Genomic DNA, 26,295 nt, shown 5'->3' on the forward strand with positions numbered 1-26,295 from the left:
CACAAGGCAGCATTTCTATCACTTTTCGTACTGGATGCGGCTGAATTCCTGGGAAAAACGGTCCACCTGCTGCCAATCTGTATATTCCACTTCTTTACTGGTATCCGTCTCTCCGCCGGTCATTTTCATGATAAAGCGGATCATGACGCGATCGAACCAGCGATAACGTGGATAACGCAGCGCGCCAGCGAACACGGCGCACTGCTTTGGCTGCCAAGGTGATGACAATAAGAACTTGCGGGTGTAGGCGTTGGTTTGCGGCGAACGCTTTTCCGGTTTGCGTGCCGTCAGGTTAACCGCGAAAAACGCGCTAGGCATCTGATTCAGCTGATCAGCGTGGCGCTTCACAAATCGGTGTAATGCCGTATTGAAATGCCCGTAACGTATCGACGCTCCTATAAGTACCTGTTGGTACTGCCCAAGCTCGATATGCTCTGCCTGCTGCAGATCGATAACGTCGCAGTTCAGGGTATCCTGCAACTGGTTAGCTATATAAGCAGCAATAGAATGCGTTTGTCCGTCACGGCTCGAATAGAGAATCAGTGCCTTCATGGCGTTACTCCTCGTAGATACATTTACTCACGCCAGAAAGTCGGTGTGAAGAGAACCAGCAGCGTAAACACTTCCAAACGGCCAAACAGCATGGTCAACACCAGTACCCACTTTGCCGGTGGCGGCATGGTGGTAAAGTTATCGGCGACAACGCCGAGGCCAGGCCCCAGGTTATTCAGCGTAGCCGTTACCGCGGCAAAGGCCGAGAATTCGTCCACGCCGGTGGCGATAATGGCCAGCATGCTGACGATAAATACCAATGCATAGGCGGAGAAGAATCCCCACACCGCTTCAAGAATACGCTCCGGCAATGCGCGGTTGCCTAATTTGATGGTGTAAACCGCATTTGGGTGCACCAGCCGCTTCAACTCACGCGACCCTTGCAGATACAGCAGCAGGATGCGAATCACTTTCAAGCCACCGCCCGTTGAACCCGCGCAGCCACCGATAAAGGCAGAGCAGAGCAGGAGCATTGGCAGGAACAGTGGCCATTTGGCGATGCTGTCGGTGGTAAACCCTGCGGTGGTGGCCATCGACACCACTTGGAAGAACGCCTGATTGAGCGTTTCCAGGCCGCTTTTATATATACCGTGCCACCACAGAACCACGGTACACACCGCCACCAGCGTGAACTGCACGGCGATAAACATGCGAAACTCCGGATCGCGCCAGTACACTTTCAAACTGCGTCCGCTGAGCAAGGCAAAGTGAAGGCCGTAGTTACAACCGGAGATCAGCAAGAACACCGCGATAATGGTGTTGATGGTCGGGCTGGCGAAGTAACCCACGCTGGCATCATGCGTTGAGAAACCTCCAATAGCGATAGTTGAGAAGCTATGGCCGATAGCGTCGAACACCGACATGCCGGCGCCCCATAACGCCAACGCACAGGCCACCGTCAGCAGCACATAGATCAGCCATAGGGTTTTAGCCGTTTCGGCAATACGCGGACGCATTTTGTTATCTTTCAACGGACCCGGCATTTCCGCCCGGTATAGCTGCATGCCCCCGACGCCGAGGATAGGCAGTATGGCGACAGCCAGCACGATGATCCCCATCCCCCCCATCCATTGCAGCATCTGGCGGTAGAATAAGATGGCTTTAGGCAAGGAGTCTAACCCTACCAGGGTGGTGGCACCGGTGGTGGTTAAACCCGAGAAGGATTCGAAAAAGGCGTCTGTCAGGGAAAGATTGGGCCGCTCGGAAAACAGGAAAGGTAATGCCCCCACGCTGCCCAGTACGGTCCAGAACAACACCACAATCAGGAAGCCTTCACGCGGCTTTAATTCGTGCTTCTGCTTGCGGTTTGGCCACCACAGCATCAAGCCAATGGTCACGGCTACAAAGAAGGTCTGGCTGAATGCCCGTCCCGCTCCGTCGCGGTATATCAATGCCACCAGGCCAGGAATAAACATTGTCCCGGAAAACAGGATAACCAGCAGGCCCACAATACGGGTTATGGCGCGAAAATGCATTTCAGCACGATCCTTAACAATTCAGTTGGTGGGAATTATTGCGATATAGGGACTAATTGCAAACTTCCACGGCTGAGATCGCGTAATTTATTCCCGAATGCCTCAGTACCCGTGGCCGGTAGCGCCAGATGTAACACCACGGCAGCACCGTAATCCCCATGCACAATCCGCCCTTCACTAAGCTGTAGCAAATTTTCTACCATTGCCAGCTGAGCATAGTCGCACTGCAAAGTATATTCGAGCTGCGGGACTTTATAGCTGACAACCAGCTGCTTGAGCGCCTGTTGTACGCCGCTACCGTAAGCCCGCACCAGACCACCGGTACCCAGTTTGATCCCGCCATAGTAGCGAACTACCACCGCGGTTATTTCACCGATCCCACTGCCCATTAGCTGGCTCAGGATGGGCTTGCCCGCAGTGCCGGAGGGTTCACCGTCATCGGAAAACCCCAACTGCTGCGAATCATTCGGTGCCCCCGCAACAAAAGCCCAGCAATGGTGCCGGGCCGTTGGATGCTCGTCACGCACCTGCTGGATAAAGGCTTTGGCCGCCTCGACCCCGCAGGTAGGTGCCAGCAGAGTGATGAAACGGCTTTTCTTTATCTCTTCACTGACGCTGATGACAGCGCCAGGAATGGGGTAAGGCTGCATCAGGCCAGGTTCAGATCGCGCGTCATATTCTCAATACGCTTTTCGTGGATCACGATATTGTCCTCAATGCGGATACCACCGTAAGGTTTCAACGCATCGATACGATCCCAGGCAAAGTGTTTACTGAACTCGCCACTACGCCAAGGAGCCAACAGGGACTCAATGAAATACAGGCCCGGCTCAATGGTCAGCACCATACCTGGTTGCATGACACGGGTGCAGCGCAGGAAGGGATATTTTGCGGGTGCTGCCAGATGAGTACCATTTTCATCCTGCATAAACCCGGCGGCATCATGTACCTGCAAACCAAGCGGGTGGCCTAAGCCGTGCGGCAGGAACGGACAGGTGATGCCTTGTTCGACCATCGCCTCTTCGCTGATGCCCGTTACCAGCTTATGATTTTTCAACAGTTTGGCGATGCGTTGATGCATCTGTACATGGTAATCCGTGTAGCGCACCCCGGCTTTCATGGTATCTATCAGCGCAAGCTGTTCACTGTTGAGATCTTTCACCAGATGGGCGAATGCATTGTCGCTCTGAGCCGCATAGGTGCGAGTCAGGTCGGCAGCGTAGCCGTTATATTCTGCCCCCGCATCGATCAGGAAGCTGCGGGATTCGGCCGGAGGTTGATGATCCAGCTTGGTGTAATGCAGCACCGCCGCATGCTCATTCAGGGCCACGATATTATCGTAAGGCACGTCCGTATCACGATGGCCAGTGGCGGTCAGATAGGCCAGGTTGATATCGAACTCGCTCATACCGGACTGGAAGGCTTCATGAGCGGCACGGTGCCCCATTACGGCCGTTTTCTGCGCTTCGCGCATGCAGGCCAGCTCATAGCCGGTTTTGATCGAGCGGCGGAAATCGAGGAAATTCAACACCGCTTGCGGGTTGATGTGCTCGGCCGCAATGCCAAGAGAGAGGGCCCGCTGTTGTGCATAGCCAATATAGCCTACACGCTCACGCTGCTGTGGCAGTTGGCTGGCGATATCATCGGCATTGGTCAGCGGCAACAGTTCAATGGATTTGGTCCAGAAGCTGTTGGGTAGCGGTTCAACGCTATGCCAGTAATCCACCGGGGAATAGAACCACAGCTTTGGTTTGTTAACGCCGTCCACCCACAACCAGCAGTTCGGCACCGACGTTACCGGCACCCACGCCTTGAAGTTGGCGTTCACTTTAAACGGGTAGCTGTGGTCGTCCAGAAAGACCCGTTGCAGCTCGCCTGAATGGATTAGCAATGCATCCAGATTGTTGCGCTCTAATACTTCACGAGCTCGTTGTTGCAGTGTTGCCAGGTGGTCGTTATACAAAGAAGCCAGCGTTTCCATCACAGTACCCTTATGCCCTCAGAACGGAATGAGCCATCTTAACACACTGATCCCACGCTCCAACCCCATCTCCTCTTGCATGAGGTGTGCTTCGCAAACCGCTGCAAACAGATTACATCCCTGGGCGATATGGCCGCTACGCGCCAAAGTTTCGCGCCCAAGGGTGAAAAATAACTTGATTTGGTATCAATCAATTAGCCATTTCCCCTGTGATCCGGTTTGCAAATATGCAATCTATTATTTGCAATTTATTAACATAAAAACCACACTCCTCATCATCTGGTCATACCAGATCATCTGCGCTGATTCAGGAGATCGACATGCTCTACCAAGGCGAAACATTACAAGTACACTGGCTCGACAACGGCATCGCCGAGTTGGTGTTCAACGCACCAGGCCCGATCAACAAGCTGGATACCAGCACCGTTGCCAGCCTGGGTGCCGCACTCGAGGTGCTGGAACAGCAAACCGAGTTGAAAGGGCTGCTGCTGCGCTCTGCCAAATCCGCATTCATCGTGGGTGCCGACATCACCGAGTTCCTCTCGCTGTTTGCCGCACCGGCCGAAAAGCTGCATGAATGGCTGGTGTTTGCCAATACCATCTTTAACCGGCTGGAAGATTTACCGGTGCCAACCATTTCCGCCATTAACGGATACGCGTTAGGCGGCGGCTGCGAATGTATCCTGGCGACCGATTTCCGTATCGCCTCTCCAGACGCACGCATCGGCCTGCCGGAAACCAAACTGGGCATCATGCCAGGATTCGGGGGTTCAGTACGTCTGCCACGCCTGCTCGGTAACGACAGCGCGCTGGAAATCATTGCCGCCGGGAAAGATATCGGTGCAAAAGACGCACTGAAAGTCGGCCTGGTCGATGCCGTGGTCGCACCGGAGAAGCTGGTGGAAGCCGCGCTGAAAGTGCTGCAACAGGCGATCGACGGCCAACTCGACTGGCGTGGTTACCGTCAGCCAAAGCTGGAGCCGCTGAAGCTAAGCCCAATCGAAGCGGCAATGAGTTTCACCACGGCCAAAGGCATGGTGATGCAAACCGCAGGTATTCATTATCCTGCGCCGATGACCGCAGTAAAAACCATCGAAGCCGCCGCCAGGCTTGGCCGTGACGAAGCGTTGAAACTGGAAACCGCCAGCTTTGTGCCTTTGGCCCGCTCTAACGAAGCGCGCGCCCTGGTGGGCATTTTCCTCAACGATCAGTTTGTGAAAGGCCAGGCGAAAAAACTGGCCAGAAACGTTGAAGCTCCGAAACAGGCTGCCGTGCTGGGTGCAGGAATTATGGGGGGCGGTATCGCCTACCAATCCGCGCTGAAAGGTGTGCCGGTGATCATGAAGGACATCAGCGACAAATCCCTGGCTCTCGGCATGAATGAAGCGGCCAAGCTGCTGAATAAACAGCTGGAGCGCGGCAAGTTGGATGGCCTGAAGATGGCACAGGTGCTGTCAACCATCCAGCCAACGCTGGACTATGCCGGTATCGAACGCGCCCAACTGATTGTTGAGGCCGTAGTTGAAAATCCTAAGGTAAAAGCGGCGGTGTTGTCTGAAGTGGAAGCCCTGATCGGCGAAGATACCGTACTGGCCTCCAACACCTCAACCATCCCGATCAATCACCTGGCAAAATCGTTGAAGCGCCCGCAAAACTTCTGCGGTATGCATTTCTTCAACCCGGTGCACCGCATGCCGCTGGTTGAGATAATCCGCGGTGAACACACCAGCGACAGCACTATCGCTGCCGTGGTGGCCTACGCCACCCGCATGGGCAAAACGCCGATCGTGGTCAATGATTGCCCTGGGTTCTTCGTTAACCGAGTGCTGTTCCCGTATTTTGCCGGGTTTAGTCAGCTGCTGCGCGACGGCGCCGACTTCCGTCAGATCGACAAAGTGATGGAGAAACAGTTCGGCTGGCCGATGGGCCCGGCGTATCTGTTGGATGTGGTCGGTATTGATACCGCGCACCACGCCCAGGCGGTGATGGCCAACGGTTTCCCTGAACGCATGAGTAAAAATTACCGCGATGCGATCGACGTGATGTTCGATAACCAACGCTTCGGCCAGAAAAACCAGCTGGGCTTCTACCGCTACAGCCAGGATAGCAAAGGCAAGCCGCGTAAAGATAACGACGAGCAAACCGACACTCTGCTGGCAACCGTGAGCGCGTCGGCCCAGACCTTCAGCAGTGAAGAGATCATCGCTCGCATGATGATCCCGATGATCAACGAAGTGGTACGCTGCCTGGAAGAAGGCATTGTGGCCAGCCCGGCAGAAGCGGATATGGCATTGGTTTACGGCATCGGCTTCCCGCCGTTCCACGGTGGCGCATTCCGCTATCTGGATACGCTCGGCACCGCCAATTACGTCGAGATGGCCCAGCGTTACGCTAACCTGGGGGCACTGTATCAGGTGCCAGCCGGTCTGCGTGCCAAGGCGGAACGTAATGAAAGCTACTACCCGGTGGCGACAGCAGCGCTGTCTGATATCTCCACTGGCCAACCGGCATGAGGTTATAAAGATGGAAAACGTAGTTATTGTTGATGCCGTACGTACGCCAATGGGCCGCTCAAAAGGCGGCGCTTTCCGCCAGGTACGCGCGGAAGATCTTTCCGCACATCTGATGCGTGCCGTGTTGAGCCGTAACCCGGCGCTGAATGCCGCTGAGATTGATGACATTTACTGGGGCTGCGTGCAGCAGACGCTGGAACAAGGCTTCAACATCGCCCGTAACGCCGCACTGTTGGCTGAGATCCCACATAGCGTGCCAGCGGTAACGGTAAACCGCCTGTGTGGTTCTTCCATGCAGGCCTTGCACGACGCAGCCCGCGCAATCATGGTAGGTGACGCTCAGGTCAGCCTGATCGGCGGAGTGGAACATATGGGCCACGTCCCGATGAACCACGGCGTAGACTTCCATCCTGGCCTGAGCCGCACCGTGGCAAAAGCGGCCGGAATGATGGGCCTGACCGCAGAAATGCTGGCCAAAATGCATAATATCAGCCGCGAAATGCAGGATGAATTTGCAGCTCGCTCCCACCAACGTGCCCATGCCGCTACGTTGGCTGGCTATTTCAAAAACGAAATTATCCCCACCACCGGCCATGACGCCGACGGCGTACTGACGCGTTACGATTATGATGAAGTGATCCGCCCGGAAACCACCGTTGCCAGCCTGGCGGCATTGCGCCCGGCGTTTGACCCGGTCAACGGCACCGTCACCGCAGGCACCTCTTCCGCACTGTCTGACGGCGCTTCCGCCATGTTGATCATGAGCGAATCCCGCGCCAAGGCACTCGGCCTGAAGGCGCGTGCCCGCATCCGCTCAATGGCGGTCGTGGGATGCGATCCTTCGATCATGGGCTATGGTCCGGTGCCTGCCAGCAAACTCGCGCTTAAACGCGCCGGTCTGAGCGTACAGGATATCGATCTGTTTGAATTGAATGAGGCTTTTGCCGCCCAGTCGCTGCCCTGTATTAAAGATCTGGGGCTGCTGGAAAGCATGGACGACAAGATCAACCTTAACGGCGGTGCGATTGCCCTGGGCCACCCATTAGGCTGCTCCGGCTCCCGCATCTCTACCACCCTGCTGAATAATATGGAACGCCGTGACGTGCAGTTTGGTCTGGCCACCATGTGTATCGGCCTGGGCCAGGGGATCGCCACGGTATTTGAACGCGTTTAGCTGTGTCTGATTGGATGCCCCAAAAGGGCATCCCAAAGGTTTTGTTGCCGTACTTCCCGCCTGTCAGGGGCGGGTTTTTTTATGCCTGGAATTCGGCACCAATAAAAACGGGGCAGCACCTGGCCACCCCGTCTTTACTGCTGCACGTACAATCAGATGAACGCGAAAGCATCGCCAAACATGTGCGCTTCCAGCGCGCCACGCTCGGCACAGAAACGCTCACGGGCAATTTTCGCCATCTCGAAACGACCTGCGATATAGATATCATGCTCCGCCAGCGAGCCAAAATCCTGCAACACGGCGCTCAGCACCGTACCACTGCGGCCACGCCAGTCGTCTTCCGGCTGTTCAACAACCGGAATAACCTTCAGATTTGGGTATTGCAGTGAAATCGCTTCCAGTTCGTTGAGATCATACAGATGCTTCAGCTCACGCCCACCCCAGTAGATAGAGATATCGCGATTGGGTTGCTGTTCCAGCGCGGTCAGTAAAATCGAGCGCGCGTAAGAGAACCCGGTACCACCGGCAATCAACACCAGCGGGCGCTCGCCCTCTTCACGCAGCCAGGCTTCACCATGCGGAATATCCACGGTGATGGCCTGCTCTTTCAGCACCCGATCCATCACCGCCATGGCATACAGGTTCAGTTCAGAAGCACCAATATGCAGCTCGATATAATCTTGCTGTGCTGGCGTCGAGGCCACAGAGAACGGGCGTTTATCACGCTCATCCATCACTACCATCAGGTATTGACCTGCTTTGAACGAAAACGGTGCCTCTGGCACCAAACGTACCCGATAAACGGTATCGGTAATGGCCTCTACGGAGGTCACTTTACAGCTCAGGATTGTCATGCGTTCCTCTGTCGGGTCATCACTGGCGCTAAAGCGTCGGTTCTCGGTCACTGAATATGGCGAGCTCATCCCAGATGTCATCGATGCGCGCACGCACCTTCTCATCCATCTTGATCGGACGGCCCCACTCTCGTTGGGTTTCTCCCGGCCATTTATTGGTGGCATCCAGGCCCATTTTCGATCCCAACCCGGAAATCGGCGAGGCGAAGTCCAGATAATCAATCGGCGTATTCTCCACTAAAACGGTATCCCTTGCCGGATCCATTCGGGTGGTTATCGCCCAAATCACATCATTCCAGTCACGCGCATTCACGTCGTCATCGCAAACGATGACAAACTTGGTATACATAAATTGGCGCAGGAAAGACCAGACCCCCATCATTACGCGTTTGGCGTGTCCTGCGTACTGTTTTTTGATGGTCACCACCGCCAGGCGATAGGAACACCCTTCCGGCGGCAGGTAGAAATCGACGATTTCTGGAAACTGTTTTTGCAGGATCGGCACAAACACTTCGTTCAGCGCCACTCCCATCACAGCAGGTTCATCCGGCGGGCGGCCGGTATAGGTCGAGTGATAAATCGCATTGCGCCGCTGGGTAATATGGGTCACGGTAAAGACGGGGAAGTGATCGATCTCGTTATAGTAGCCGGTGTGATCGCCATACGGGCCTTCCGGCGCCAGTTCCCCTTGCTCGATATAGCCTTCCAGCACAATTTCCGCACTGGCGGGAACTTCGAGATCGCAGGACAGACATTTGACCACTTCGGTCTTGTTGCCGCGCAACAGCCCGGCAAAGGCATATTCGGACAGATTATCCGGCACCGGCGTCACAGCACCCAAAATGGTGGCAGGATCGGCCCCCAGCGCAACGGCGACCGGGAAACGTTCACCAGGATGTTCCTGACACCACTCCTGATAATCCAGCGCGCCACCACGGTGCGAGAGCCAGCGCATAATCAGCTTGTTCTTGCCCAATACCTGCTGGCGATAGATCCCCAGATTCTGGCGCTCTTTGTGCGGGCCACGGGTAACCGTCAGCCCCCAGGTGACCAGCGGGGCGGCATCTTCCGGCCAGCAGTGCATCACCGGGATACGGCCGAGATCGACATCTTCCCCTTGCCACACCTGTTCCTGGCACGGGGCAGAGCCCAGCACCTTGGTCGGCATATTCAGCACTTGTTTGAACTTGGGGACCTTGTCGAACAGATCGCGAAAGCCCTTCGGTGGCTCTGGCTCTTTGAGGAACGCCAACAGCTTGCCCACTTCGCGCAGCGCACTGACGTCTTCCTGCCCCATCCCCATCGCCACCCGCTTGGGCGTGCCGAACAGGTTACAGAGCACCGGCATATCGTAGCCTTTCGGGTTTTCGAACAGCAACGCCGGGCCGCCCGCTCGCAGCGTACGATCGGCAATTTCTGTCATTTCCAGATAGGGATCAATCGGCTGGCTGATGCGTTTTAGTTCCCCTCTCTTTTCCAGCAACGAGAGGAAATCGCGTAGGTCACGGTATTTCATGCAAGCCATTACACCATTGATTTATAGAAGATTTAAACGATGAACCCTGAAAATCTCAAGGTGGCTCGACGTTTAATTAACTGGCTGATTTTAAGGCGTTTCACAGCAAAGGGATAGATTAACAAATTCTAGCCAATCTGCCCACATTAGCGCTACTGGTTTGGGTTGTCATCACAATGCTGAATCTGTAGGGGCGCCGCATGCTGCGCCCCTTCGGTTTATCAATGGCAGATGAACGGCACCAGAGAGCGCAATGCCAAAGTATCCTGATACTCCTGTATCTCTACCCCGTGGCGGAACACCTTGAAGCCCTGCTCCCTGGCGCTGAAGTAGCGCAGATCGTTGCCGCAGACGTGCAGCAGGCTGCCTTCACGCAGTGCGACAACCGACTCGCTCGGATTCACTGCACAGAACTCTGCCAGGCGCTCATCACGGGTTTCACCCATGTGGCCGCTGATATGGGCATCAATATAGTGTGGGTTGATCTGTAGCGGGAACAGCCCCAGCGCAGGCAACACGACGCTGTTGCGCACCGGCATATCATTGGTGGTACGGATGCTCGGCGTCGCCACGTTGCAGCCAGCGCTCCACCCCACATAGGGTACTTCACGCTCACGCACCGCACGCTGGATTGGCACAATCAGGCCATTTTCATGCAGCATCTGGTTCAGCATCCAGGTATTGCCGCCGCTGACCAAAATACACTCGGCCTGCGCGATCGCTTCTGCCGGAGACTCGGCATGATGGATGCTGGTGACCTTGATACCCAACGTCTGCGACAGTTCCCCCGCACGCTGGTCGTAATCACCGCGGATCATGGCATAAGGAATAAATACGGCTGACGTGATGTTACGGCGTTCAATCATGGCCAACAGCTGGCTCTTGGCATAACCGAGCAGTTCGGCCTCGCCGGAAAGCTTGCCGTTACTTAGCAAAAATAGCTCCATGTCTCTCCCTCAGTGCAAGAATGATAAAGACGTCACGTTGAGTGTCAGACGTACCCACCAATATTGTGACAGTCACAAATTTTGAATCTATGGTTATACCTGAACCAGGCAAAAAAATGTGTGACTTTATGCCGGCTACCGTGGATTGCCGCAAATCATGGCAACAAGATGAACGCTTGCGTCACTAGGTATCCGTAGTGGCTTTTGGTATGCTTAACGGCTGACAGAAAGGCATGTGAAACTATGGAATCTTGGTATTTACTTTATTGTAAGCGCGGCCAGCTCTTACGGGCCCAGGAACACCTGGTAAGGCAAGCCGTCAACTGCCTGAGCCCAATTATTACGTTGGAGAAAATCGTGCGTGGCAAACGTACCGCCGTTAGCGAACCGCTGTTTCCCAACTACCTGTTTGTTGAATTCGATCCGGAACGTATTCACACCACCACGATCAGCGCAACCCGTGGTGTCAGCCACTTTGTGCGATTTGGAGCCTTACCGACCCAGATACCTTTACAGGTTATCGAAGAACTCCAGACACATAGCGAAGAATACTATGTAGATCCAGAGACCCCGCAACCGGGCGATAAGGTGCTGATCACCGATGGCGTGTTTGAGGGCCTACATGCGATCTACACCGAACCCGACGGTGAAGCCCGCTCGATGCTGCTGCTGAATCTGATCAACAAGCAGATTAATCAGAGCATCGATAACCGGCAGTTCCAGAAACTTTAATGCAAACAGGCACCCAAGGGTGCCTGTTTTGTCTGCTACCGATTAACGGCGCATCGCATCATCATGCAGCCACTGGGCAACACGCTTGGCGAAGTAGGTCAGCACACCATCAGCCCCGGCACGCTTAAAGCACAGCAAGGATTCCATCACCGCCGGTTGCTCCTGCAGCCAGCCGTTCTGGATCGCCGCCATATGCATCGCATATTCGCCCGATACCTGATAGGCGAAGGTCGGCACCCCGAAGGTATCTTTGACACGGCGCACCACGTCCAGATATGGCATCCCCGGTTTCACCATCACCATATCCGCGCCTTCCTGCAGATCCTGAGCAATCTCTTGCAGGGCTTCGTCGCCGTTGGCCGGATCCATCTGATAGGTTTTCTTGTTGCCGCCTTTCAGGTTACCGGTGGAGCCGAGCGCATCACGGAACGGGCCGTAATAGCATGAGGCATATTTGGCGGAATACGCCATGATCTGGGTATTAACCAGGCCTTGCAGCTCCAGTTGATCGCGGATCGCGCCAATGCGGCCATCCATCATATCGCTGGGAGCCACGATTTCGGCACCGGCTTCAGCATGAGATAGCGCCTGGCGAACCAGAATTTCTTTGCTGATATCGTTGATCACGTAGCCATGCTCGTCGATCACCCCGTCCTGCCCATGGGTCGTATACGGGTCGAGCGCCACATCGGTCAGGATCCCCAGCTCCGGCACGGCATCTTTCAGCGCACGCACGGTGCGCTGCACCAAACCATCCGGGTTGTAGGCTTCCTCAGCATGCAGCGACTTCAGGCCAGGCTCAATCACCGGGAACAGAGAGATCACCGGTACGCCGAGTTTGGCAATGGCTTCCGCCTCTTTGATCAGCAGATCGATGCTCATGCGCGATACGCCAGGCATCGAGGAAACGGCTTCCTGACGGTTGCTACCTTCCATGACAAACACCGGGTAGATCAGGTCATTGACCGTTACCTGATTCTCGGCGACCAAACGGCGGCTGAAGTCATGACGGCGCACACGGCGCATACGGCGACCAGGGAAGGTGCCCGGAAATGCATAGCTCATAATTTTCTCCTAACTCAGACCAGCCGGAATAACCGGCGGGCGTTCTCATCAGTTTTCTGGCCCAGCCACGCGGGATCTTCTTCGCGCCAGGTTGCAACCTGCCGAATGATATGGGGCAGAAAACAGGGTTCGTTGCGGCGAGATGCAGGTTTCGGGTGTAAATCCCGAGGCAACAAATAGGGGGCATCGGTTTCAAGCAGCAGACGATCGGCCGGGATTTGGGGTAACAAGGCACGCAGTTCCAGACCCCGGCGCTCATCACAAACCCAACCGGTGATACCGATCGACAACCCCAGCGCCAGACAGTCCTGTAACTCTTCGGCGCTGCCGGTGAAGCAATGCACAACTGCGGCGGGCAGTTTATCCAACCAGGGAGTCAGCAGTGCAACAAAACGTGCGTGTGCGTCCCGGCAATGCAGGAAGACCGGCATATTGAGCTCGGCGGCCAATGCCAGTTGAGCGGTGAAAGCCAGTTCCTGCTGTACCGGGGTGGAAAAATTGCGGTTAAAATCCAGCCCACACTCGCCAATCGCGGCCACGAAGGGCTGCGATGCAAACCGGTGAATATGCTGCGCGACCTCATCGTTCCAACTGCTGGCATCATGCGGATGCACGCCCGCCGTAGACCAGCAATAGCCACTATGAGCACGGGCCAGGTGGCTGGCCGCCTCGCTTTGCTGTGCGTTGGTGCCGGTGATCAGTATCCCCGTCACGCCTGCCGTTTTGGCTCGCTCAACCACCTGTGTGGCATCTTTGGCAAATTGGGAGCTGGTAAGGTTGACGCCAATATCAAACATGGATTTTTCCAAAGCAAAAGCCGCCCGATGGGCGGCTTAGGGACAGACGAGTATCAGGATGCTGGTGGCTCTTCGCCTTCCTCTTCTTCCTCTACCGGCTTGCGCCGCTTCCCTACATAGAAGCGGGCGAAGAACACGCCAACCTCAAACAGCAGGTACATCGGGATCGCCAACAGGGTTTGCGAGAACACGTCCGGCGGCGTCAACAGCATGCCGACCACGAAAGCCCCGACCAACACATACGGGCGTTTCTTACGCAGGTCTTCTGGCGTAGTGACACCGCTCCAGCACAGCAGAATAATGGCAACCGGCACTTCAAAAGCCACGCCGAACGCCATAAACAGCGCCATGACAAAACTCAGGTAGTTGCTGATATCGGTCGCAATCGTGACGCCGATGGGTGCAGTTTTGGCAAAAAAGCCAAAGGCCAACGGGAACACAACAAAGTAGGCAAACGCCATCCCCAGATAGAACAACAGGCTGCTGGAAACCAGCAACGGCATCATCAGGCGGCGTTCATGCTGGTACAACGCAGGAGCGATAAAGGCCCAGACCTGATAGAGAATGAAAGGCGCGGCAACGATCACCGAAACCATCATCGTCAACTTGATCGGAGCAAAGAACGGTGAAGCCACGTCGGTGGCGATCATGCTCGCCCCGGCAGGCAACTGCTCGATCAGCGGTGCAGAAACGATCTGATAAATATCGTTAGCGAAAAACACCAACACGATAAAGATCGCCAGCACGCTGATGATCGAATTTAACAGCCGCTTACGCAGTTCAATCAGATGACTGATAAGCGGTTGGGTATCTTCAACGGCCATGTTTTAACGTTCGCCACTAGGTTGTTGAGACGCAGGGGATTTATCCGCCACAGGCTCTGGGATGGCCTGCTTTGCAGGGATTTGCTGATCCACGACCGTTGCCTGAACCACGGGGGGCACCACCGGCTCGCTTTGCACGGCTGGTGCAGGTTCAGTGGGCTGCGGTGTGGCAACAGGTGCCGAAGCGGTAGTCGCCGCTTCCGCCGGAGTCACGCCGTCGTGGATGGCTTCAGGATCGGTGACCACTGGATTGTGGATGGTATGCGGTGGCTCGTCCTTATCGACGTGATAAGAACGTTTCAGCGACTCAGCCGCCTCTTTCAGCTCATCCATTGAAGCTTTGAGTTCCGGCGTTAAATTCTGCAAGCCCGCTTTCTCCGCCTTCTTCAGGCTTTCCTGCAGTTCTTGCAGCTTCAATTCCTGCGTCAGCTCATTCTGCACCGAAGCTGCCAGAGAGCGCAGCGCTCGGATCCAGCCCGCAACGGTTCTGACCGCCACTGGTAACCGTTCTGGCCCAAGTACCACCAGGCCAATCACCAGTACCAGCAGCAGTTCACCAAACCCAATGTCAAACACGGTTTATACCTGCTCTTTGTTCTTCGACTCTTCCGCTGCTTTCACTTCCGGCTGCTTATCGGTGATAGGCTTGGCCGCAAAGTCAGCATCGTGGTTGGTTTTTTCAGTGGTGTTGGTTGGTGCAGCGCTGTTGTCGTCGCCAATGGCTTTTTTGAAGCCCTTGATTGATGCACCCAGATCGGAGCCCAGCGTACGCAGTTTGTTGGTACCAAACAGCAGCACCACGATCACCGCGATGATCAACAATTGCCAAATACTAATACCGCCCATTACAGTTACCTCTAGAGATTAAAAGGGTAATTTTCAAGTTGCCGCATTATATACCCTTCATCTTTGTGTTGGATATGCCCCGTTTTTGCAGGGCTACAGCGACAACGCTTAACCTGATGGTTAATTTATTCAGACGGTGCGTTTCCAACCGACGACCCAGGCCACTACGCCTGCGGCCATCATCCAGGCAGGAAACACCTCCACGCCTCCCAGCAGTAAAATCGTACCACTGACTAACAGTGTAGCGCCAACCCCAAACAAATACCGTGATTGACCTTGCCGAACGCGTTGCGCCTGCATCTGACCGGTCAATTTATCGACGCTTTGTTGCAACAGTTTGTGCTGTTGCAGGCTGTCATAAAACAGTTCCGGTAACTCAGGCAGTTTCTCGGCCCAGAACGGCGCTTTTTCTTTCAGCGCGCGGATCACCGCCGGAATGCCTACCTGATCCCGCAGCCAGCTTTCCAGGAACGGCTTTGCCGTGGTCCACAGATCCAGTTGCGGATAGAGCTGGCGGCCTAGGCCCTCAACGTACAGCAGCGTCTTTTGCAGTAATACCAGTTGCGGCTGCACTTCCATATTGAAACGGCGTGCGGTATTGAACAGGTTCAAGAGTACGTTGCCGAACGAAATTTCCGCCAGCGGTTTTTCAAAGATCGGCTCGCAGACAGTACGAATGGCGAACTCAAAATCTTCCACGTTGGTATCACGCGGTACCCAGCCAGAATCAACATGCAGCTCCGCCACCTTACGGTAGTCGCGGTTGAAGAAGGCGATAAAGTTTTCCGCCAGATAGCGCTTGTCGTCTTTGTTCAGGGAACCCACGATACCGCAGTCGATGCCGATATAACACGGATCTTCCGGGTGCTCATAGCTGACGAAAATATTGCCTGGGTGCATGTCGGCATGGAAGAAGCTGTCGCGGAACACCTGGGTAAAGAATACCTGGACGCCACGCTCGGCCAGCAGTTTCATATTGGTGTTCTGCTGTTCCAGAGCCGCAATATCCGATACCGGGATGCCGTAAATCCGCTCCATCACCAGCACGCTCTCACGGCAGTAATCGGAGTAAACCTCTGGCACGTAGAGCATCGGGCTACCGTCAAAATTACGGCGCAGCTGGATGGCGTTGGCCGCTTCACGCAGCAGGTTCAGCTCATCGAGCAGGGTTTTCTCATATTCACGCACCACTTCGCGCGGGCGCAGACGGCGACCGTCCGGCATCAGCTTGGGCACCCAGCCTGCCAGGCGATACATCAGGCGCACATCGGCTTTGATAATCGGCCCAATGTCCGGGCGGATCACCTTCAGCACCACCTCTTGGCCGGTCGTTTTCAGCCGGGCGGTATGCACCTGGGCAATCGAAGCCGACGCCAGCGCCTGCTGGTCAAAGTCATCGAACCAGGTTTCCAGCGGGCCGCCCATCGCCAACTCGATATGCTTACGTGCCAGCGCACCATCGAACGGCGCCACTCGGTCCTGCAACAGCGTCAGTTGGTCGGCAATGTGGGGTGGGAACAGATCGCGGCGGGTCGACATCATCTGGCCGAACTTGATCCACACCGGGCCCAGCTCTTGCAGCGCCAGGCGCAGGCGTTCGCCCAACGGCTGGCCTTTATGGCGGTTCGGCATCCAGAACAGCAGGCGGCGGCCAATGCGCAGCGGCAGCGTCAAGCGCATCTTGGGGATCAGTTCATCCAGTCCATAACTCAGGAAAACGCGCACGATCAAATACAGGCGGCAAATTTCGCCAGGGGTCATCGCTTACCCTCCAACTTGTCCAGACGAGCAATCAGTGCGTCCACACTGCGAACGGTGGCATCAACCTCTTCGTTAAACCACACCACTTCAAGCGGGCCGGGAGCCATACGCCACTCTTCGGTCAACGTTTCGGCCACGTAGCGTTGCTGGCTCTGCAAACCGGATTTCAGCAGGCCTAAACCTTTACCTACGATCTGACTAACCCCTTGCGCAGCGATGTCGCCCACATAAGGCGCCAGCCATTCCGCCGGATCCCACTCTGCCAGATCGAGCAAACCGACCAGCTGTTGCACCACCTGAATATCGCCTTCGACAATCAGCTCACCGCTACGCATCAGCGGGGAAAGTTGCTGGCGATCGCGTAATTTCAGCAGCACCGGTACGCGGGTTTGCACCGTACAGTCGGCGCTATCTTCTGATTGGCCAAGCACATCCACGCGCTGTTCGCTGAACAGCAGTACCAACGGCGAAGAAAGTTCCTGTAGCTCGATACGTAACACTTTACCCGCCAGCCTTTGGCGGGCGGCTTTCATGCTACGATCGCGAAACAGCAGGCTATTAAGCGAGGTTTCCAGCACGCCGGTCAGTAACGGGGTTAGCAGCATCGGCATTTCCATATCAGAACTTGAAGCCCCGGTGCAGCGCCACGATGCCGCCGGTCAGGTTGAAGTAGTTGACGTTCTCGAAGCCGGCCGCAGCCATCATCCCCTTCAGGGTTTCCTGATCGGGGTGCATGCGGATCGATTCTGCCAGATAGCGGTAGCTGTCCGGATCTTTCACCACCAGCTCACCAATTTTTGGCAGCACGTGGAAGGAATAGGCGTCGTAAGCCTTGCTCAGCGGCTCCAGCAGCGGCTTGGAAAACTCCAGCACCAGCAGGCGGCCACCCGGTTTCAGCACGCGGAACATCGAGCGCAGTGCTTTGTCTTTGTCGGTGACGTTGCGCAGGCCAAAGGAGATGGTGATGCAGTCAAAATAGTTATCCGGGAACGGCAGAGCTTCGGCGTTGGCCTGCACGTAGCTGATATTGCCAACGATACCGTGGTCACGCAGCTTTTCGCGCCCCATCTTGAGCATGGAATCGTTGATATCCGCCAGCACCACCTGCCCCTGCTCGCCCACCATGCGGGAGAACTTGGCGGCCAGATCACCAGTACCACCGGCCAGATCCAGCACACGCTGGCCGCGGCGTACGCCGCTGCAATCGATGGTAAAACGCTTCCAGATACGATGGATACCAAACGACATCAGGTCGTTCATCACGTCATATTTTGCCGCTACCGAGTGAAAAACGTTGGCCACCATGGCCTGCTTCTCGTCTCTTGCTACGGTACGAAAGCCAAAATCGGTGGTTTCCTGCGCTTGATCTGCCATTGTCCTGCCTGCCATTCAGTCAATTTAGTGTCGTGGAGTGTACCAGAAAGCCGCGTAATACCCCACCTTGCAACGGTATCATCCGTGCGATGCGCGATGCGGTTCTTCGTTACTATCGTCGTTCTCTTCCCCAGGCAGCGAGGCGATATCCTCGTCTGGCTCAGAGAGCAGCTCATCATCCTGTTGTTCCGATGCCTGCTGCGCCAAAAGCGGGTTGATGGGACGTTTAATCTCAACCCCAAGCGCGCGGAAGCCCTCGATGCGGCCGATAAGATTACCACGACCTTCGCTCAGTTTATTCATCGCCTGGTGATAACTGCCCTGCGCCCTATCCAGGCTCTGCCCCAGGGCCGACATATCGTCAACAAACAGGCGCATCTTGTCATACAGGCGGGCGGCGCGATCGGCGATCCGCTGGGCGTTCTGACTCTGGTGCTCATAGCGCCACAGGTTGGTAATGGTACGCAGCGCCACCAGCAAAGTGGTTGGGCTGACCAGCATGATATTATGTTGCAATGCCTCGCTAATCAGCTCCGGCTCACGATCGATGGCCAACAGGAAGGCCGGTTCCACCGGGATAAACATCAGCACATAATCCAGCGAACGCAGGCCAGGCAGTTGTTGATAATCCTTACGGCCCAACACGCGAATGTGCCCACGCAGCGAAGTGATATGCTCGGTCAACGCCGCTTCCCGTTCGAAGTCATCTTCACTGTTGAAATAACGCTCATAGGCCACCAGCGACATTTTGGCGTCGATCACCACGTCTTTACCCTGTGGCAAACGCACGATCACGTCTGGCTGCATACGGCTTTGGCTATCCAGCCGCACATTAACCTGCGTCTCATACTCATGTCCTTCACGCAGGCCAGAGGCTTCCAACACGCGGCTCAGCACCACCTCGCCCCAGTTACCCTGGGTTTTGTTATCGCCTTTTAGCGCCTTGGTGAGATTGAGCGCCTCGCGAGCCATTTGCGCATTCAACTGTTGCAGATTACGGATTTCGTGCGTCAATGTATGGCGTTCGCGTGCTTCCTGGCCAAAGCTGTCCTGCACCTGGCGGCGGAAACCGTCCAACTGCTCGCGTAACGGCAGCAACAGGCGATCCAGGCTTTGCTTATTTTGCTCATCCACCTTGCGGCCGCTGTTTTCGAAAATGCGGTTGGCCAGGTTCTCAAACTGGGTGGTCAAACGTTGTTCACTGCTGATCAACAGCCGCTGTTTCTCTTCTGCGGCCATCCTGGTCTCTTCCAGGCGGATCGTCACCTCACGCAGTTCGGCTTCCTGAGCGCTGTTGACTTCACGCTGCGCCCGTAGCTCCTGGTTCAGCAATTCACATTCATTGCGCCAATGGTTGAGCTGTTGCAGCCTCTCCTGCCCGGCGGCCAGTTGGCTGTGCAGGGTGCGCAGTTCCAGATCGTTTTGCCGTAGCAGCTGTTCGTGGCGTTGCAGCGTCTCTTGGCGGGAGGCATTTTCAAGCTGTGCCTGCTGTAAAGACTGTTCCAGCAGACGCAGGTCGGTTTCATGTTGCGCACCGTGCTGCTGCGCACGCAGGCTGGCGATCAACCACCCCAGCAGTAAACCTATCGCTACGCCACCAATACCGTAAACCAAACTGGTATCCACCCTGCCTCCTGTCATACATGCACTTGCGGCGCGTTTTACGCCTGATGCCTGCCACGTTAAAGGGAGCCTGTATGGATGTCCAGTCTGTTTTTATGTGGAAGTGAGCGCGGTAACCACGGCGGTACCGCGCTAATAAGGCAGGTTAAAACAGCTTGAAGCGATATTCGGCGATAAACTCGCCGGACAGCGAGTGGGAGGTCTGCGAATGCCCATCCACCAGTATCGGCGTTTTATTGCTGTTCTTATAAGACCAACCCGGCCCAGCCATGGCGAATACCGTCAGGTTTTTCAGCTTGGGATGGGAGGGAGCCCAGCGGCCAAAGACGTTGATCTCACCGGTACGCACCGCGGCACCTTGGTAGCTAAACTGGCCCACGTTGCCCGCCAGCCCGGCGGTAAACTCAGGCGTGATGCGGTATTCGGCCATGGTGGCCAGCATGGTTTCGCCATCGCGCATATAGTCTTCACCCGCATAGGCCATGGAGGTAAAGGTACCGCGTGAATTTTTGGACATATGGCGCGGGTAGAAACCAAGCTGGCCGTCGCCCTTCGGTGCTCGCGTATGGGCGATGCCGACCTTGACGCTCCATAGCGGTTCCTGCCATTTGGCATCCAGCGCATAGTGGTTGGCGTTATGATCGAAGTTGCGCTTGCTCAGCGCCATCTGTTTATAGTCATCCAGCGCCTGAGTGGTGTAAATCTGGCTGCCCAGGCTGAGTTTCTCATTGGCTTTGTACCCCACCCGCAAGATCTGGCGGCGTAAATAGTCCTGAGATTCCCCATAGGCCAGTTGCCCATTAAATTGCTTATTCTCATAGCCCAACTCAGCGCTGGCGAGATGGTTGATATAGCGGCCATCGTTGGTCTGCAAACGCAGGCTGTCAGGGGAGTTACGATCCATAGAACGTTCAACATACGCGCCGCGCAAAGAGAGCCCGGCACCGGATACGCCACCGGACCAACCCAGGTAAGTCGTAGGCGACAGGCGAGTGGAGGTGGAAATCACGCCGTAGTTACGCAACACCTGCCAGCCAGCCTGCGCATTCAGCGCCGCGCCACCTACGTCGCCTTTCAGCTTGATATAGCGTTGGCCCACCTTGCTATAACCAGCAGCATTCTCTTTGCTGTTGCCGGGACCGTTGTTATATAGCACCCCACGAGTATTGAAGTAATCGCTGGCACCCAACTTTACCGCGCTGTAGTAATCGAGATTAACGCCGATAAAGTCCGCCAGATAGCCAGACTGATAACCCAGCGCCAGCCCTTGCCCCCAGGCGTTGTGCACCTCTTTTGGGTTGGCGGCATCTTCCTTGAGGTACTTCCAGTAGTTTTTCAGCGACAGTTCAGCGTGGCTGTCACTGAAAAAGGACGAATCCAGGACGTCATCAACGCTGGCCTGGGCCGCGGTGGAGAATAGCGAAATAGCGATCAGACAGCTTAAAGCAGAACGTTTCATTATTGTTATCCCCGAAAAAGGTATAGAAAATCCCTGCCGAGGCGATATGCTATCGCCTCAGATAATATCCCTGAGCCAAAAGGGTGCGTTATTTTTATTGGGTAATAATCAAGGTGCTTTATTTAGTAACGCTTTCCCTTTAGCGACATAAGTCATATCGCCAATATCGGTTACGGTATATTTCCCGTTTTTATAAGTCATCTTGACGACTGCCGCATTAGTCAGTGGCTTATTTTTGTTCGGGTTATCGGTCATATCGGAAATCATCATCTGCATCGAGAGCCCGGAAGAGACCGCCAGGATGTTTTTATCCCCATTCTTTACGGCATTCTGCACCATGGTATGCAAGGCTCGTTGCATACGGGTTTTGACCTGCAGCGCACTTTCCGCCTCTTGCTTATCATCGCTTTGCGTGATGGCATCCACCATCGGGATCAGGCTGACCTTGCCTTCGCCCATTTGCTTGAACATCTCGGCACCAGAGGCCAGGCCCAGCTTCTTGGCAGCAGCGTCGGCCATTTCTGCGTTAGCGCGCCCTTCAAAACCGCCGAAGAACATTTCGCGCAGGTCGGTCAGTTCCGTGACCTTGGCATCCGACTTGCCCATTTCCTTGAGGATCACCTGCATCGTTTCACGCTGGCGGCCAGCGTCGCTGGTGTAGAAGCTATCGAAAGGGATCCCCTTCAACCCGGCACCCAGATAGCGCGCGGTTTCGATCCCAGCCGGTGTCAGTGGTGAGTCAGCCCAGCCCTGCACGCGATCGTAGGTATTGAGCAGCGTTTTACCGTGGCGAGCAAAATAGATATCGACGCTATCGCTTTGCGCGGCAGTGACGTTGAAAGCCGCAGCAGAGGAAACGGCAACTACGGAGGCCAGTAGCCAGGTTTTAATTTTCATTAATTTTTCCTTAGTGAACAAAATAACGTCTATAGGTTAATTTTTTTAATCATCGGCAGATCATTTGCCAAAATAAGGGCGAAAAAAAACCCAAACCCATGACATTGGTTCGTCAACGGGTTTGGGTTTTGCCTGTTTATTCACAGTAACAATCCACTTATTGGGAAAATAACACTGTTAAAAAAATAAGGGAATTAAAAAGCACCGGATAAGGATAAATTCGTGATCGAATTCTCACTGTGACGCTGAATAATTAAAATATGAGGCTAATTGGCACGGCACCGGTTCATGCCATCCACTGGGTAAACCATTTGATACCAAAGGCGCCAGGTGCCAGGATGCCGAAAGCCCAGACCATTGCCGAGGCCACATTGGCAATCTGGAACGCGGTTTGCGGCATGGCACAGATGCCCCCCACCAGCGGCACCACGGCGCGCAACGGCCCGAAGAAGCGCCCAAAGAAAATGCCCAGTACGCCCCATCGCTCAAAAAACGCATGGCCACGCACCAACAGCTGTGGATTGCGTGACAGCGGCCACATATGAGCGACACGCCCCTGATAGTGATAGCCGACCCAATAGGAGAGCCAGTCACCAAAGAAGGCACCGGCGGCGGCCGCAGCCCAGAGCGGCCAAAAGGCAATGCCGCTCTCGCCAATCAACGCCCCCAACCCCAGCAGAATAACCGTGGCAGGCAACAACAACGAGAGGAAGGCCAGCGACTCGCCAAATGCAAGGAAGAAGACGATCGGGATCGCCCAGGCTTCATGCTGGCGTACCACTTCACCTACCCAGTGAATGACGTCATTGAGGCTCATAGCCTGCTCCTTTTGAGAACGGATCCGACCTCAAGAATACGCAGTCCCCTCCCTCACTGGTTAAACCCCGGTTAAACATGGTGCCGTTATTCCAGATAGAGTGCCTGCAACGTCTCGAGCTGGCGTTGCCCCAGCCCATATTCGGCCTCCAACCAACGGCTGGTGGAGCCATATTGCTCATGAATGCAACCCAACGCGGTCGCCAGGAACTCTTCACGTGCGCTGAGCACATAGGCAAACTGCGCCACCGAGGCGTCGTTCAGGCGGCTAGAGATCTGATCCAGCATGTGTTCACGGTAGCTCGCCAGCGTGGTTTCCGTCAGCAGATAATCTTCCATTACCGTAGCTTCATCCGCCCCCAGAGCCAGCAACACCATCGCCGAACCGACTCCGGTACGGTCTTTGCCTACCGCACAGTGCTGCACAATCGCACCGCCTTCAGGCTGAGCCAGCAACTGCGCCAGTTGGCGATAGGCGGCGTTATTGAACGGCAGGCGGCGGTACAGCTCCAGCATAAAAGCCCGGGCATCAAACTTGGCCAGCGTTTCGTCGGTGAGTTTTTCAAGGTTGGCATTCACTTCGCTGCTGAGTGGATTGGCCGGCACGTGGTAATAGTCGGCTCCCGACCATAGCACGTCAGGTTTGGCCTGCACTTCGTCGAAGTCGCGGTAATCCAGCACCGAACGCATTGGCATCTGAGCCAGGTAGCGACAGTCGTTTTCACTCAAGCGATCCAGAGCGCCGGAACGAAACAGCAGCCCGCGTTTGATACGGCGGCCATCGGCCACGCTGTTGCCGCCTAAATCGCGGAAGTTGATACCACCGTCAAGCGGCGCAAGTGAAGGATGGAGCAGGATCTGAGCGGTCATAGACGTCCTTACATTGATTGTCTCGGGATATGCCGCCACATCAGCCAGCAATCGGTAAACACCAACAACAGAAGGCCAGCAGCATGACGCAGAGGGGGATAACCGTAACAGAAGGGGAAACGGGCCGTCAAACGGCCCGCTTTTAACGAGGATTTGGATTACAGCAGACGGCGAGCAGCCTCAACGACGATTTGCACCGCCTGGCTTTCAGTCTTCTTCATGGTTTCCGCATTCGGGATCTCTTGCTGGGTGCGGTTAACGATCACACCGGCAACCATCCCCGCACGCAGGCCCTGGCTGGCGCACATGGTCAGCAGGGTGGCGGATTCCATTTCATAGTTCATCACGCCCATCGACTGCCACTCTTCCATCGAGCCCTTAAAGCGGCTGACCACACGGCCGGAATAGGTGTCGTAACGTTCCTGGCCTGGATAGAAGGTATCGGAAGAGGCGGTCACGCCGATATGCGTGGTAGCACCGCTGGCCTTGGCGGCTTCAACCAGCGCAGTGGTACAGGCAAAGTCCGCCACTGCCGGGAATTCCATTGGGGCAAAGTGCAAGCTGGCACCGTCGAGGCGCACAGCGGCGGTTGTCACCAGCACGTCGCCCACGTTGATATTGGCCTGAATGGCACCGGTCGTGCCGATACGCAGGAAGGTACGAATACCCAGCTGTGCCAACTCTTCAACGGCGATCGAGGTAGACGGGCCACCGATACCGGTTGAGCACACGATCACGGCCTTGCCATCCAGTTCTGCACGCCAAGAGGTAAATTCGCGGTGGGAAGCCAGGTGAACCGGGTTTTCCATCAGCTTGGCAATTTTCTCAACACGCTGCGGATCGCCAGGGACGATGGCCAATGTAGCGCCTTGCAGATCGTTTTTAGTGAGACCGAGGTGGAAAACGTCAGACTGAGACATGGGGGACTCCTCATGGATACGGTTTTTGGGAGGAACAAACAGAGATTCTACTGACAATCGCTGTTAAATTTCGTGATGATCATCACCTTGAATAAAGAAACAGAAATTCATCTACATTATTTTTGTGATTTAAATCACATAAAAAACCCTGACAAGCTTAATCTCCACTCAGTTTATACCAAGTTGCTGCCTGAGCAGTCATTGCTATCCTGCGCGAAAATTCGCCATGCTGTGCTAATAAGCGCTAATCTGCCTATAGTTAACTGCCGCGCTTTTTCTCTAACGCATGGAGCCTGCAATCAATGAAAACAGAACAACAAATAACGTTAAAACAGGCCAAAGGGGGATTTACCCCGGCCGTCGCACCGTTGGCCACCTCGACCATTCTGACCGATGTGCAGGATATACACGTGGGGGAAACCACCATCCCTTCGCAGGGGGACGATCTGCCAGCCTATATCGCCAAACCGGCCCATCATCAAGGGCCGTTCCCAATTGTGCTGGTCGTGCAGGAAATTTTTGGCGTGCATGAACACATTCAGGATCTGTGTCGCCGTTTGGCTAAGCAGGGCTATCTGGCCATCGCTCCAGAACTCTATTTCCGCCAGGGCGATGCCAGAGAGTACAGCGAAATCAGCGAGCTGATGCAAAAGCTGGTCAGCAAGGTGCCAGACAGCCAGGTATTGGCCGATCTGGATCACGCTGCGCACTGGGCAACGCGCCACGGCGGCGATGCCAGCAAGTTGGCGATCACCGGTTTCTGCTGGGGCGGCCGCATCACCTGGCTGTATGCCGCGCATAATCCGCAGCTGAAAGCGGCGGTGGCCTGGTACGGCAAGCTGGTGGGGGAGAAAACCTTGAATTCGCCGAAGCACCCGGTTGATATCGCGACCGATCTTTCGGCGCCGGTGCTTGGGCTATACGGTGGACAAGACGGCGGCATTCCGCTGGATACGGTGGAAACCATGCGCCAGGCGATCCGTGCGGCCAATGCCGATGCGGAAATCGTGGTGTATCCAGAAGCGGGGCATGCTTTCCACGCCGATTACCGGCCAAGCTATAACGCGGAGGCTTCCACCGACGGATGGCAGCGCATGTTGGCCTGGTTCAGCCAGCATGGTGTGAAATAGAGGGGCACATCCCTACATGCCAAGTTGGGTGAGGAATATCAGCAGTTTCAGGGGCAGCAAGTGCCCCTGATGCTTGTCACCAATATCCCCTCACCCCAACCCTCTCCCGATGTAAAGATCAGGGGCTACATGAACACGGGGACGGGGAGAGGGAGCCAGTCCGGAGCCG

The 26,295-nt window shown here is 55.4% G+C and carries 25 protein-coding genes; 4 read left to right on the plus strand and 21 right to left on the minus strand.

Translation table 11 applies throughout. The features are described from left to right. Positions 1–18: 18 nt before the first annotated feature. Genes hemG through pepQ form a run of 4 tightly spaced genes read right to left on the minus strand, consistent with a single transcriptional unit; the run spans position 19 to position 4,008 of the window. Entirely contained in the window at positions 19–552 is a 534-nt protein-coding gene (gene hemG / locus ACKWMY_RS26490; RefSeq protein WP_021181453.1) for a menaquinone-dependent protoporphyrinogen IX dehydrogenase, read from the minus strand. Positions 553–575: 23 nt separating this feature from the next. Beyond that, positions 576–2,027: a Trk system potassium transporter TrkH gene (gene trkH / locus ACKWMY_RS26495; RefSeq protein ID WP_024531097.1), complete on the minus strand. Its 1,452-nt coding sequence runs from the start codon at positions 2,025–2,027 to the stop codon at positions 576–578. A 35-nt stretch (positions 2,028–2,062) separates the two neighbouring features. After that, a complete protein-coding gene (locus ACKWMY_RS26500) occupies positions 2,063–2,677 on the minus strand; it encodes an IMPACT family protein (protein ID WP_021807951.1) in 615 nt (204 codons plus the stop codon). Continuing rightward, on the minus strand, positions 2,677–4,008 hold the full coding sequence (gene pepQ, locus ACKWMY_RS26505) for a Xaa-Pro dipeptidase (protein WP_024531099.1): 1,332 nt from the start codon (positions 4,006–4,008) through the stop codon (positions 2,677–2,679). The genes ACKWMY_RS26500 and pepQ overlap by 1 nt, the downstream gene beginning before the upstream one ends. Positions 4,009–4,328: 320 nt before the next feature. Between pepQ and fadB the strand changes: the two genes are divergently transcribed. Both fadB and fadA read left to right on the plus strand, forming a co-directional pair. After that, on the plus strand, positions 4,329–6,521 hold the full coding sequence (fadB, locus tag ACKWMY_RS26510) for a fatty acid oxidation complex subunit alpha FadB (protein ID WP_074032122.1): 2,193 nt from the start codon (positions 4,329–4,331) through the stop codon (positions 6,519–6,521). 10 nt (positions 6,522–6,531) lie between these two features. Further along, a complete protein-coding gene (gene fadA / locus ACKWMY_RS26515) occupies positions 6,532–7,695 on the plus strand; it encodes an acetyl-CoA C-acyltransferase FadA (RefSeq protein ID WP_065685049.1) in 1,164 nt (387 codons plus the stop codon). Between the two features lie 152 nt (positions 7,696–7,847). Here fadA and fre read toward each other — a convergent pair whose 3' ends face one another. From fre to pepE, 3 genes are all read right to left on the minus strand, one after another. Beyond that, positions 7,848–8,549, minus strand: coding sequence for an NAD(P)H-flavin reductase (gene fre / locus ACKWMY_RS26520; protein WP_024531102.1), 702 nt, complete (start codon positions 8,547–8,549; stop codon positions 7,848–7,850). 28 nt (positions 8,550–8,577) lie between these two features. Next, positions 8,578–10,074 (minus strand): 4-hydroxy-3-polyprenylbenzoate decarboxylase, encoded by a 1,497-nt coding sequence (ubiD, locus tag ACKWMY_RS26525; RefSeq protein ID WP_024531103.1) that lies wholly within the window; start codon positions 10,072–10,074, stop codon positions 8,578–8,580. Positions 10,075–10,286: 212 nt separating this feature from the next. Further along, positions 10,287–11,012, minus strand: coding sequence for a dipeptidase PepE (pepE, locus tag ACKWMY_RS26530; protein ID WP_074032121.1), 726 nt, complete (start codon positions 11,010–11,012; stop codon positions 10,287–10,289). A 243-nt stretch (positions 11,013–11,255) separates the two neighbouring features. Between pepE and rfaH the strand changes: the two genes are divergently transcribed. Next, entirely contained in the window at positions 11,256–11,744 is a 489-nt protein-coding gene (rfaH, locus tag ACKWMY_RS26535) for a transcription/translation regulatory transformer protein RfaH (protein WP_074032120.1), read from the plus strand. A 42-nt stretch (positions 11,745–11,786) separates the two neighbouring features. On the opposite strand, the gene hemB is transcribed toward rfaH, so the two are convergent. From hemB to udp, 14 genes are all read right to left on the minus strand, one after another. After that, entirely contained in the window at positions 11,787–12,809 is a 1,023-nt protein-coding gene (hemB, locus tag ACKWMY_RS26540) for a porphobilinogen synthase (RefSeq protein WP_021181463.1), read from the minus strand. A 14-nt stretch (positions 12,810–12,823) separates the two neighbouring features. Then, the gene (tatD, locus tag ACKWMY_RS26545; protein ID WP_409487383.1) at positions 12,824–13,606 is read right to left on the minus strand and encodes a 3'-5' ssDNA/RNA exonuclease TatD; all 783 of its coding nucleotides are present in this window, start codon (positions 13,604–13,606) and stop codon (positions 12,824–12,826) included. A gap of 53 nt (positions 13,607–13,659) precedes the next feature. Next, complete coding sequence (gene tatC, locus ACKWMY_RS26550; RefSeq protein ID WP_024531107.1) at positions 13,660–14,430, minus strand: Sec-independent protein translocase subunit TatC; 771 nt, start codon at positions 14,428–14,430, stop codon at positions 13,660–13,662. A 3-nt stretch (positions 14,431–14,433) separates the two neighbouring features. Continuing rightward, positions 14,434–15,006 (minus strand): Sec-independent protein translocase protein TatB, encoded by a 573-nt coding sequence (gene tatB, locus ACKWMY_RS26555; RefSeq protein ID WP_161712622.1) that lies wholly within the window; start codon positions 15,004–15,006, stop codon positions 14,434–14,436. A 3-nt stretch (positions 15,007–15,009) separates the two neighbouring features. Further along, positions 15,010–15,276: a Sec-independent protein translocase subunit TatA gene (gene tatA / locus ACKWMY_RS26560; protein WP_024485464.1), complete on the minus strand. Its 267-nt coding sequence runs from the start codon at positions 15,274–15,276 to the stop codon at positions 15,010–15,012. Positions 15,277–15,405: 129 nt separating this feature from the next. Continuing rightward, a complete protein-coding gene (gene ubiB, locus ACKWMY_RS26565) occupies positions 15,406–17,037 on the minus strand; it encodes a ubiquinone biosynthesis regulatory protein kinase UbiB (RefSeq protein ID WP_024531109.1) in 1,632 nt (543 codons plus the stop codon). Continuing rightward, positions 17,034–17,642 carry an SCP2 domain-containing protein gene (locus ACKWMY_RS26570; RefSeq protein ID WP_024485462.1) on the minus strand — a complete coding sequence of 203 codons (609 nt, stop codon included), beginning with the start codon at positions 17,640–17,642 and terminating at the stop codon, positions 17,034–17,036. Before ACKWMY_RS26570 ends, ubiB begins: the two co-directional genes overlap by 4 nt. A gap of 13 nt (positions 17,643–17,655) precedes the next feature. Continuing rightward, positions 17,656–18,411, minus strand: a complete 756-nt coding sequence (ubiE, locus tag ACKWMY_RS26575; protein WP_021181470.1) for a bifunctional demethylmenaquinone methyltransferase/2-methoxy-6-polyprenyl-1,4-benzoquinol methylase UbiE — start codon at positions 18,409–18,411, stop codon at positions 17,656–17,658. A gap of 78 nt (positions 18,412–18,489) precedes the next feature. After that, the gene (gene rmuC / locus ACKWMY_RS26580) at positions 18,490–20,037 is read right to left on the minus strand and encodes a DNA recombination protein RmuC (protein WP_409487384.1); all 1,548 of its coding nucleotides are present in this window, start codon (positions 20,035–20,037) and stop codon (positions 18,490–18,492) included. A 142-nt stretch (positions 20,038–20,179) separates the two neighbouring features. Next, on the minus strand, positions 20,180–21,493 hold the full coding sequence (locus ACKWMY_RS26585; protein ID WP_074032116.1) for an OprD family outer membrane porin: 1,314 nt from the start codon (positions 21,491–21,493) through the stop codon (positions 20,180–20,182). 108 nt (positions 21,494–21,601) lie between these two features. Continuing rightward, on the minus strand, positions 21,602–22,384 hold the full coding sequence (locus ACKWMY_RS26590; RefSeq protein WP_409487387.1) for a histidine phosphatase family protein: 783 nt from the start codon (positions 22,382–22,384) through the stop codon (positions 21,602–21,604). A 292-nt stretch (positions 22,385–22,676) separates the two neighbouring features. After that, complete coding sequence (locus ACKWMY_RS26595) at positions 22,677–23,207, minus strand: DedA family protein (protein WP_024531113.1); 531 nt, start codon at positions 23,205–23,207, stop codon at positions 22,677–22,679. A gap of 86 nt (positions 23,208–23,293) precedes the next feature. Then, a complete protein-coding gene (locus ACKWMY_RS26600) occupies positions 23,294–24,076 on the minus strand; it encodes a tyrosine-protein phosphatase (protein WP_409487385.1) in 783 nt (260 codons plus the stop codon). A 158-nt stretch (positions 24,077–24,234) separates the two neighbouring features. Next, entirely contained in the window at positions 24,235–24,996 is a 762-nt protein-coding gene (udp, locus tag ACKWMY_RS26605) for a uridine phosphorylase (RefSeq protein WP_024531115.1), read from the minus strand. Between the two features lie 302 nt (positions 24,997–25,298). Here udp and ACKWMY_RS26610 point away from each other — a divergent pair, with 302 nt between their 5' ends. Next, positions 25,299–26,126: a dienelactone hydrolase family protein gene (locus ACKWMY_RS26610; protein WP_409487386.1), complete on the plus strand. Its 828-nt coding sequence runs from the start codon at positions 25,299–25,301 to the stop codon at positions 26,124–26,126. Positions 26,127–26,295 lie beyond the last annotated feature (169 nt).

This window comes from Serratia sp. J2 (assembly GCF_046269175.1).
In the GTDB taxonomy this organism is placed as follows: domain Bacteria; phylum Pseudomonadota; class Gammaproteobacteria; order Enterobacterales; family Enterobacteriaceae; genus Chania; species Chania fonticola_C.

Bases quoted from the DNA above. Each gene is read 5' to 3' on its own strand.
- hemG (WP_021181453.1), bottom strand. From the start codon at position 552: ATGAAGGCACTGATTCTCTATTCGAGCCGTGACGGACAAACGCATTCT.
- trkH (WP_024531097.1), bottom strand. From the start codon at position 2,027: ATGCATTTTCGCGCCATAACCCGTATTGTGGGCCTGCTGGTTATCCTG.
- ACKWMY_RS26500 (WP_021807951.1), bottom strand. From the start codon at position 2,677: ATGCAGCCTTACCCCATTCCTGGCGCTGTCATCAGCGTCAGTGAAGAG.
- pepQ (WP_024531099.1), bottom strand. From the start codon at position 4,008: ATGGAAACGCTGGCTTCTTTGTATAACGACCACCTGGCAACACTGCAA.
- fadB (WP_074032122.1), top strand. From the start codon at position 4,329: ATGCTCTACCAAGGCGAAACATTACAAGTACACTGGCTCGACAACGGC.
- fadA (WP_065685049.1), top strand. From the start codon at position 6,532: ATGGAAAACGTAGTTATTGTTGATGCCGTACGTACGCCAATGGGCCGC.
- fre (WP_024531102.1), bottom strand. From the start codon at position 8,549: ATGACAATCCTGAGCTGTAAAGTGACCTCCGTAGAGGCCATTACCGAT.
- ubiD (WP_024531103.1), bottom strand. From the start codon at position 10,074: ATGGCTTGCATGAAATACCGTGACCTACGCGATTTCCTCTCGTTGCTG.
- pepE (WP_074032121.1), bottom strand. From the start codon at position 11,012: ATGGAGCTATTTTTGCTAAGTAACGGCAAGCTTTCCGGCGAGGCCGAA.
- rfaH (WP_074032120.1), top strand. From the start codon at position 11,256: ATGGAATCTTGGTATTTACTTTATTGTAAGCGCGGCCAGCTCTTACGG.
- hemB (WP_021181463.1), bottom strand. From the start codon at position 12,809: ATGAGCTATGCATTTCCGGGCACCTTCCCTGGTCGCCGTATGCGCCGT.
- tatD (WP_409487383.1), bottom strand. From the start codon at position 13,606: ATGTTTGATATTGGCGTCAACCTTACCAGCTCCCAATTTGCCAAAGAT.
- tatC (WP_024531107.1), bottom strand. From the start codon at position 14,430: ATGGCCGTTGAAGATACCCAACCGCTTATCAGTCATCTGATTGAACTG.
- tatA (WP_024485464.1), bottom strand. From the start codon at position 15,276: ATGGGCGGTATTAGTATTTGGCAATTGTTGATCATCGCGGTGATCGTG.
- ubiB (WP_024531109.1), bottom strand. From the start codon at position 17,037: ATGACCCCTGGCGAAATTTGCCGCCTGTATTTGATCGTGCGCGTTTTC.
- ACKWMY_RS26570 (WP_024485462.1), bottom strand. From the start codon at position 17,642: ATGCTGCTAACCCCGTTACTGACCGGCGTGCTGGAAACCTCGCTTAAT.
- ubiE (WP_021181470.1), bottom strand. From the start codon at position 18,411: ATGGCAGATCAAGCGCAGGAAACCACCGATTTTGGCTTTCGTACCGTA.
- ACKWMY_RS26585 (WP_074032116.1), bottom strand. From the start codon at position 21,493: ATGAAACGTTCTGCTTTAAGCTGTCTGATCGCTATTTCGCTATTCTCC.
- ACKWMY_RS26595 (WP_024531113.1), bottom strand. From the start codon at position 23,207: ATGAGCCTCAATGACGTCATTCACTGGGTAGGTGAAGTGGTACGCCAG.
- ACKWMY_RS26600 (WP_409487385.1), bottom strand. From the start codon at position 24,076: ATGACCGCTCAGATCCTGCTCCATCCTTCACTTGCGCCGCTTGACGGT.
- udp (WP_024531115.1), bottom strand. From the start codon at position 24,996: ATGTCTCAGTCTGACGTTTTCCACCTCGGTCTCACTAAAAACGATCTG.
- ACKWMY_RS26610 (WP_409487386.1), top strand. From the start codon at position 25,299: ATGAAAACAGAACAACAAATAACGTTAAAACAGGCCAAAGGGGGATTT.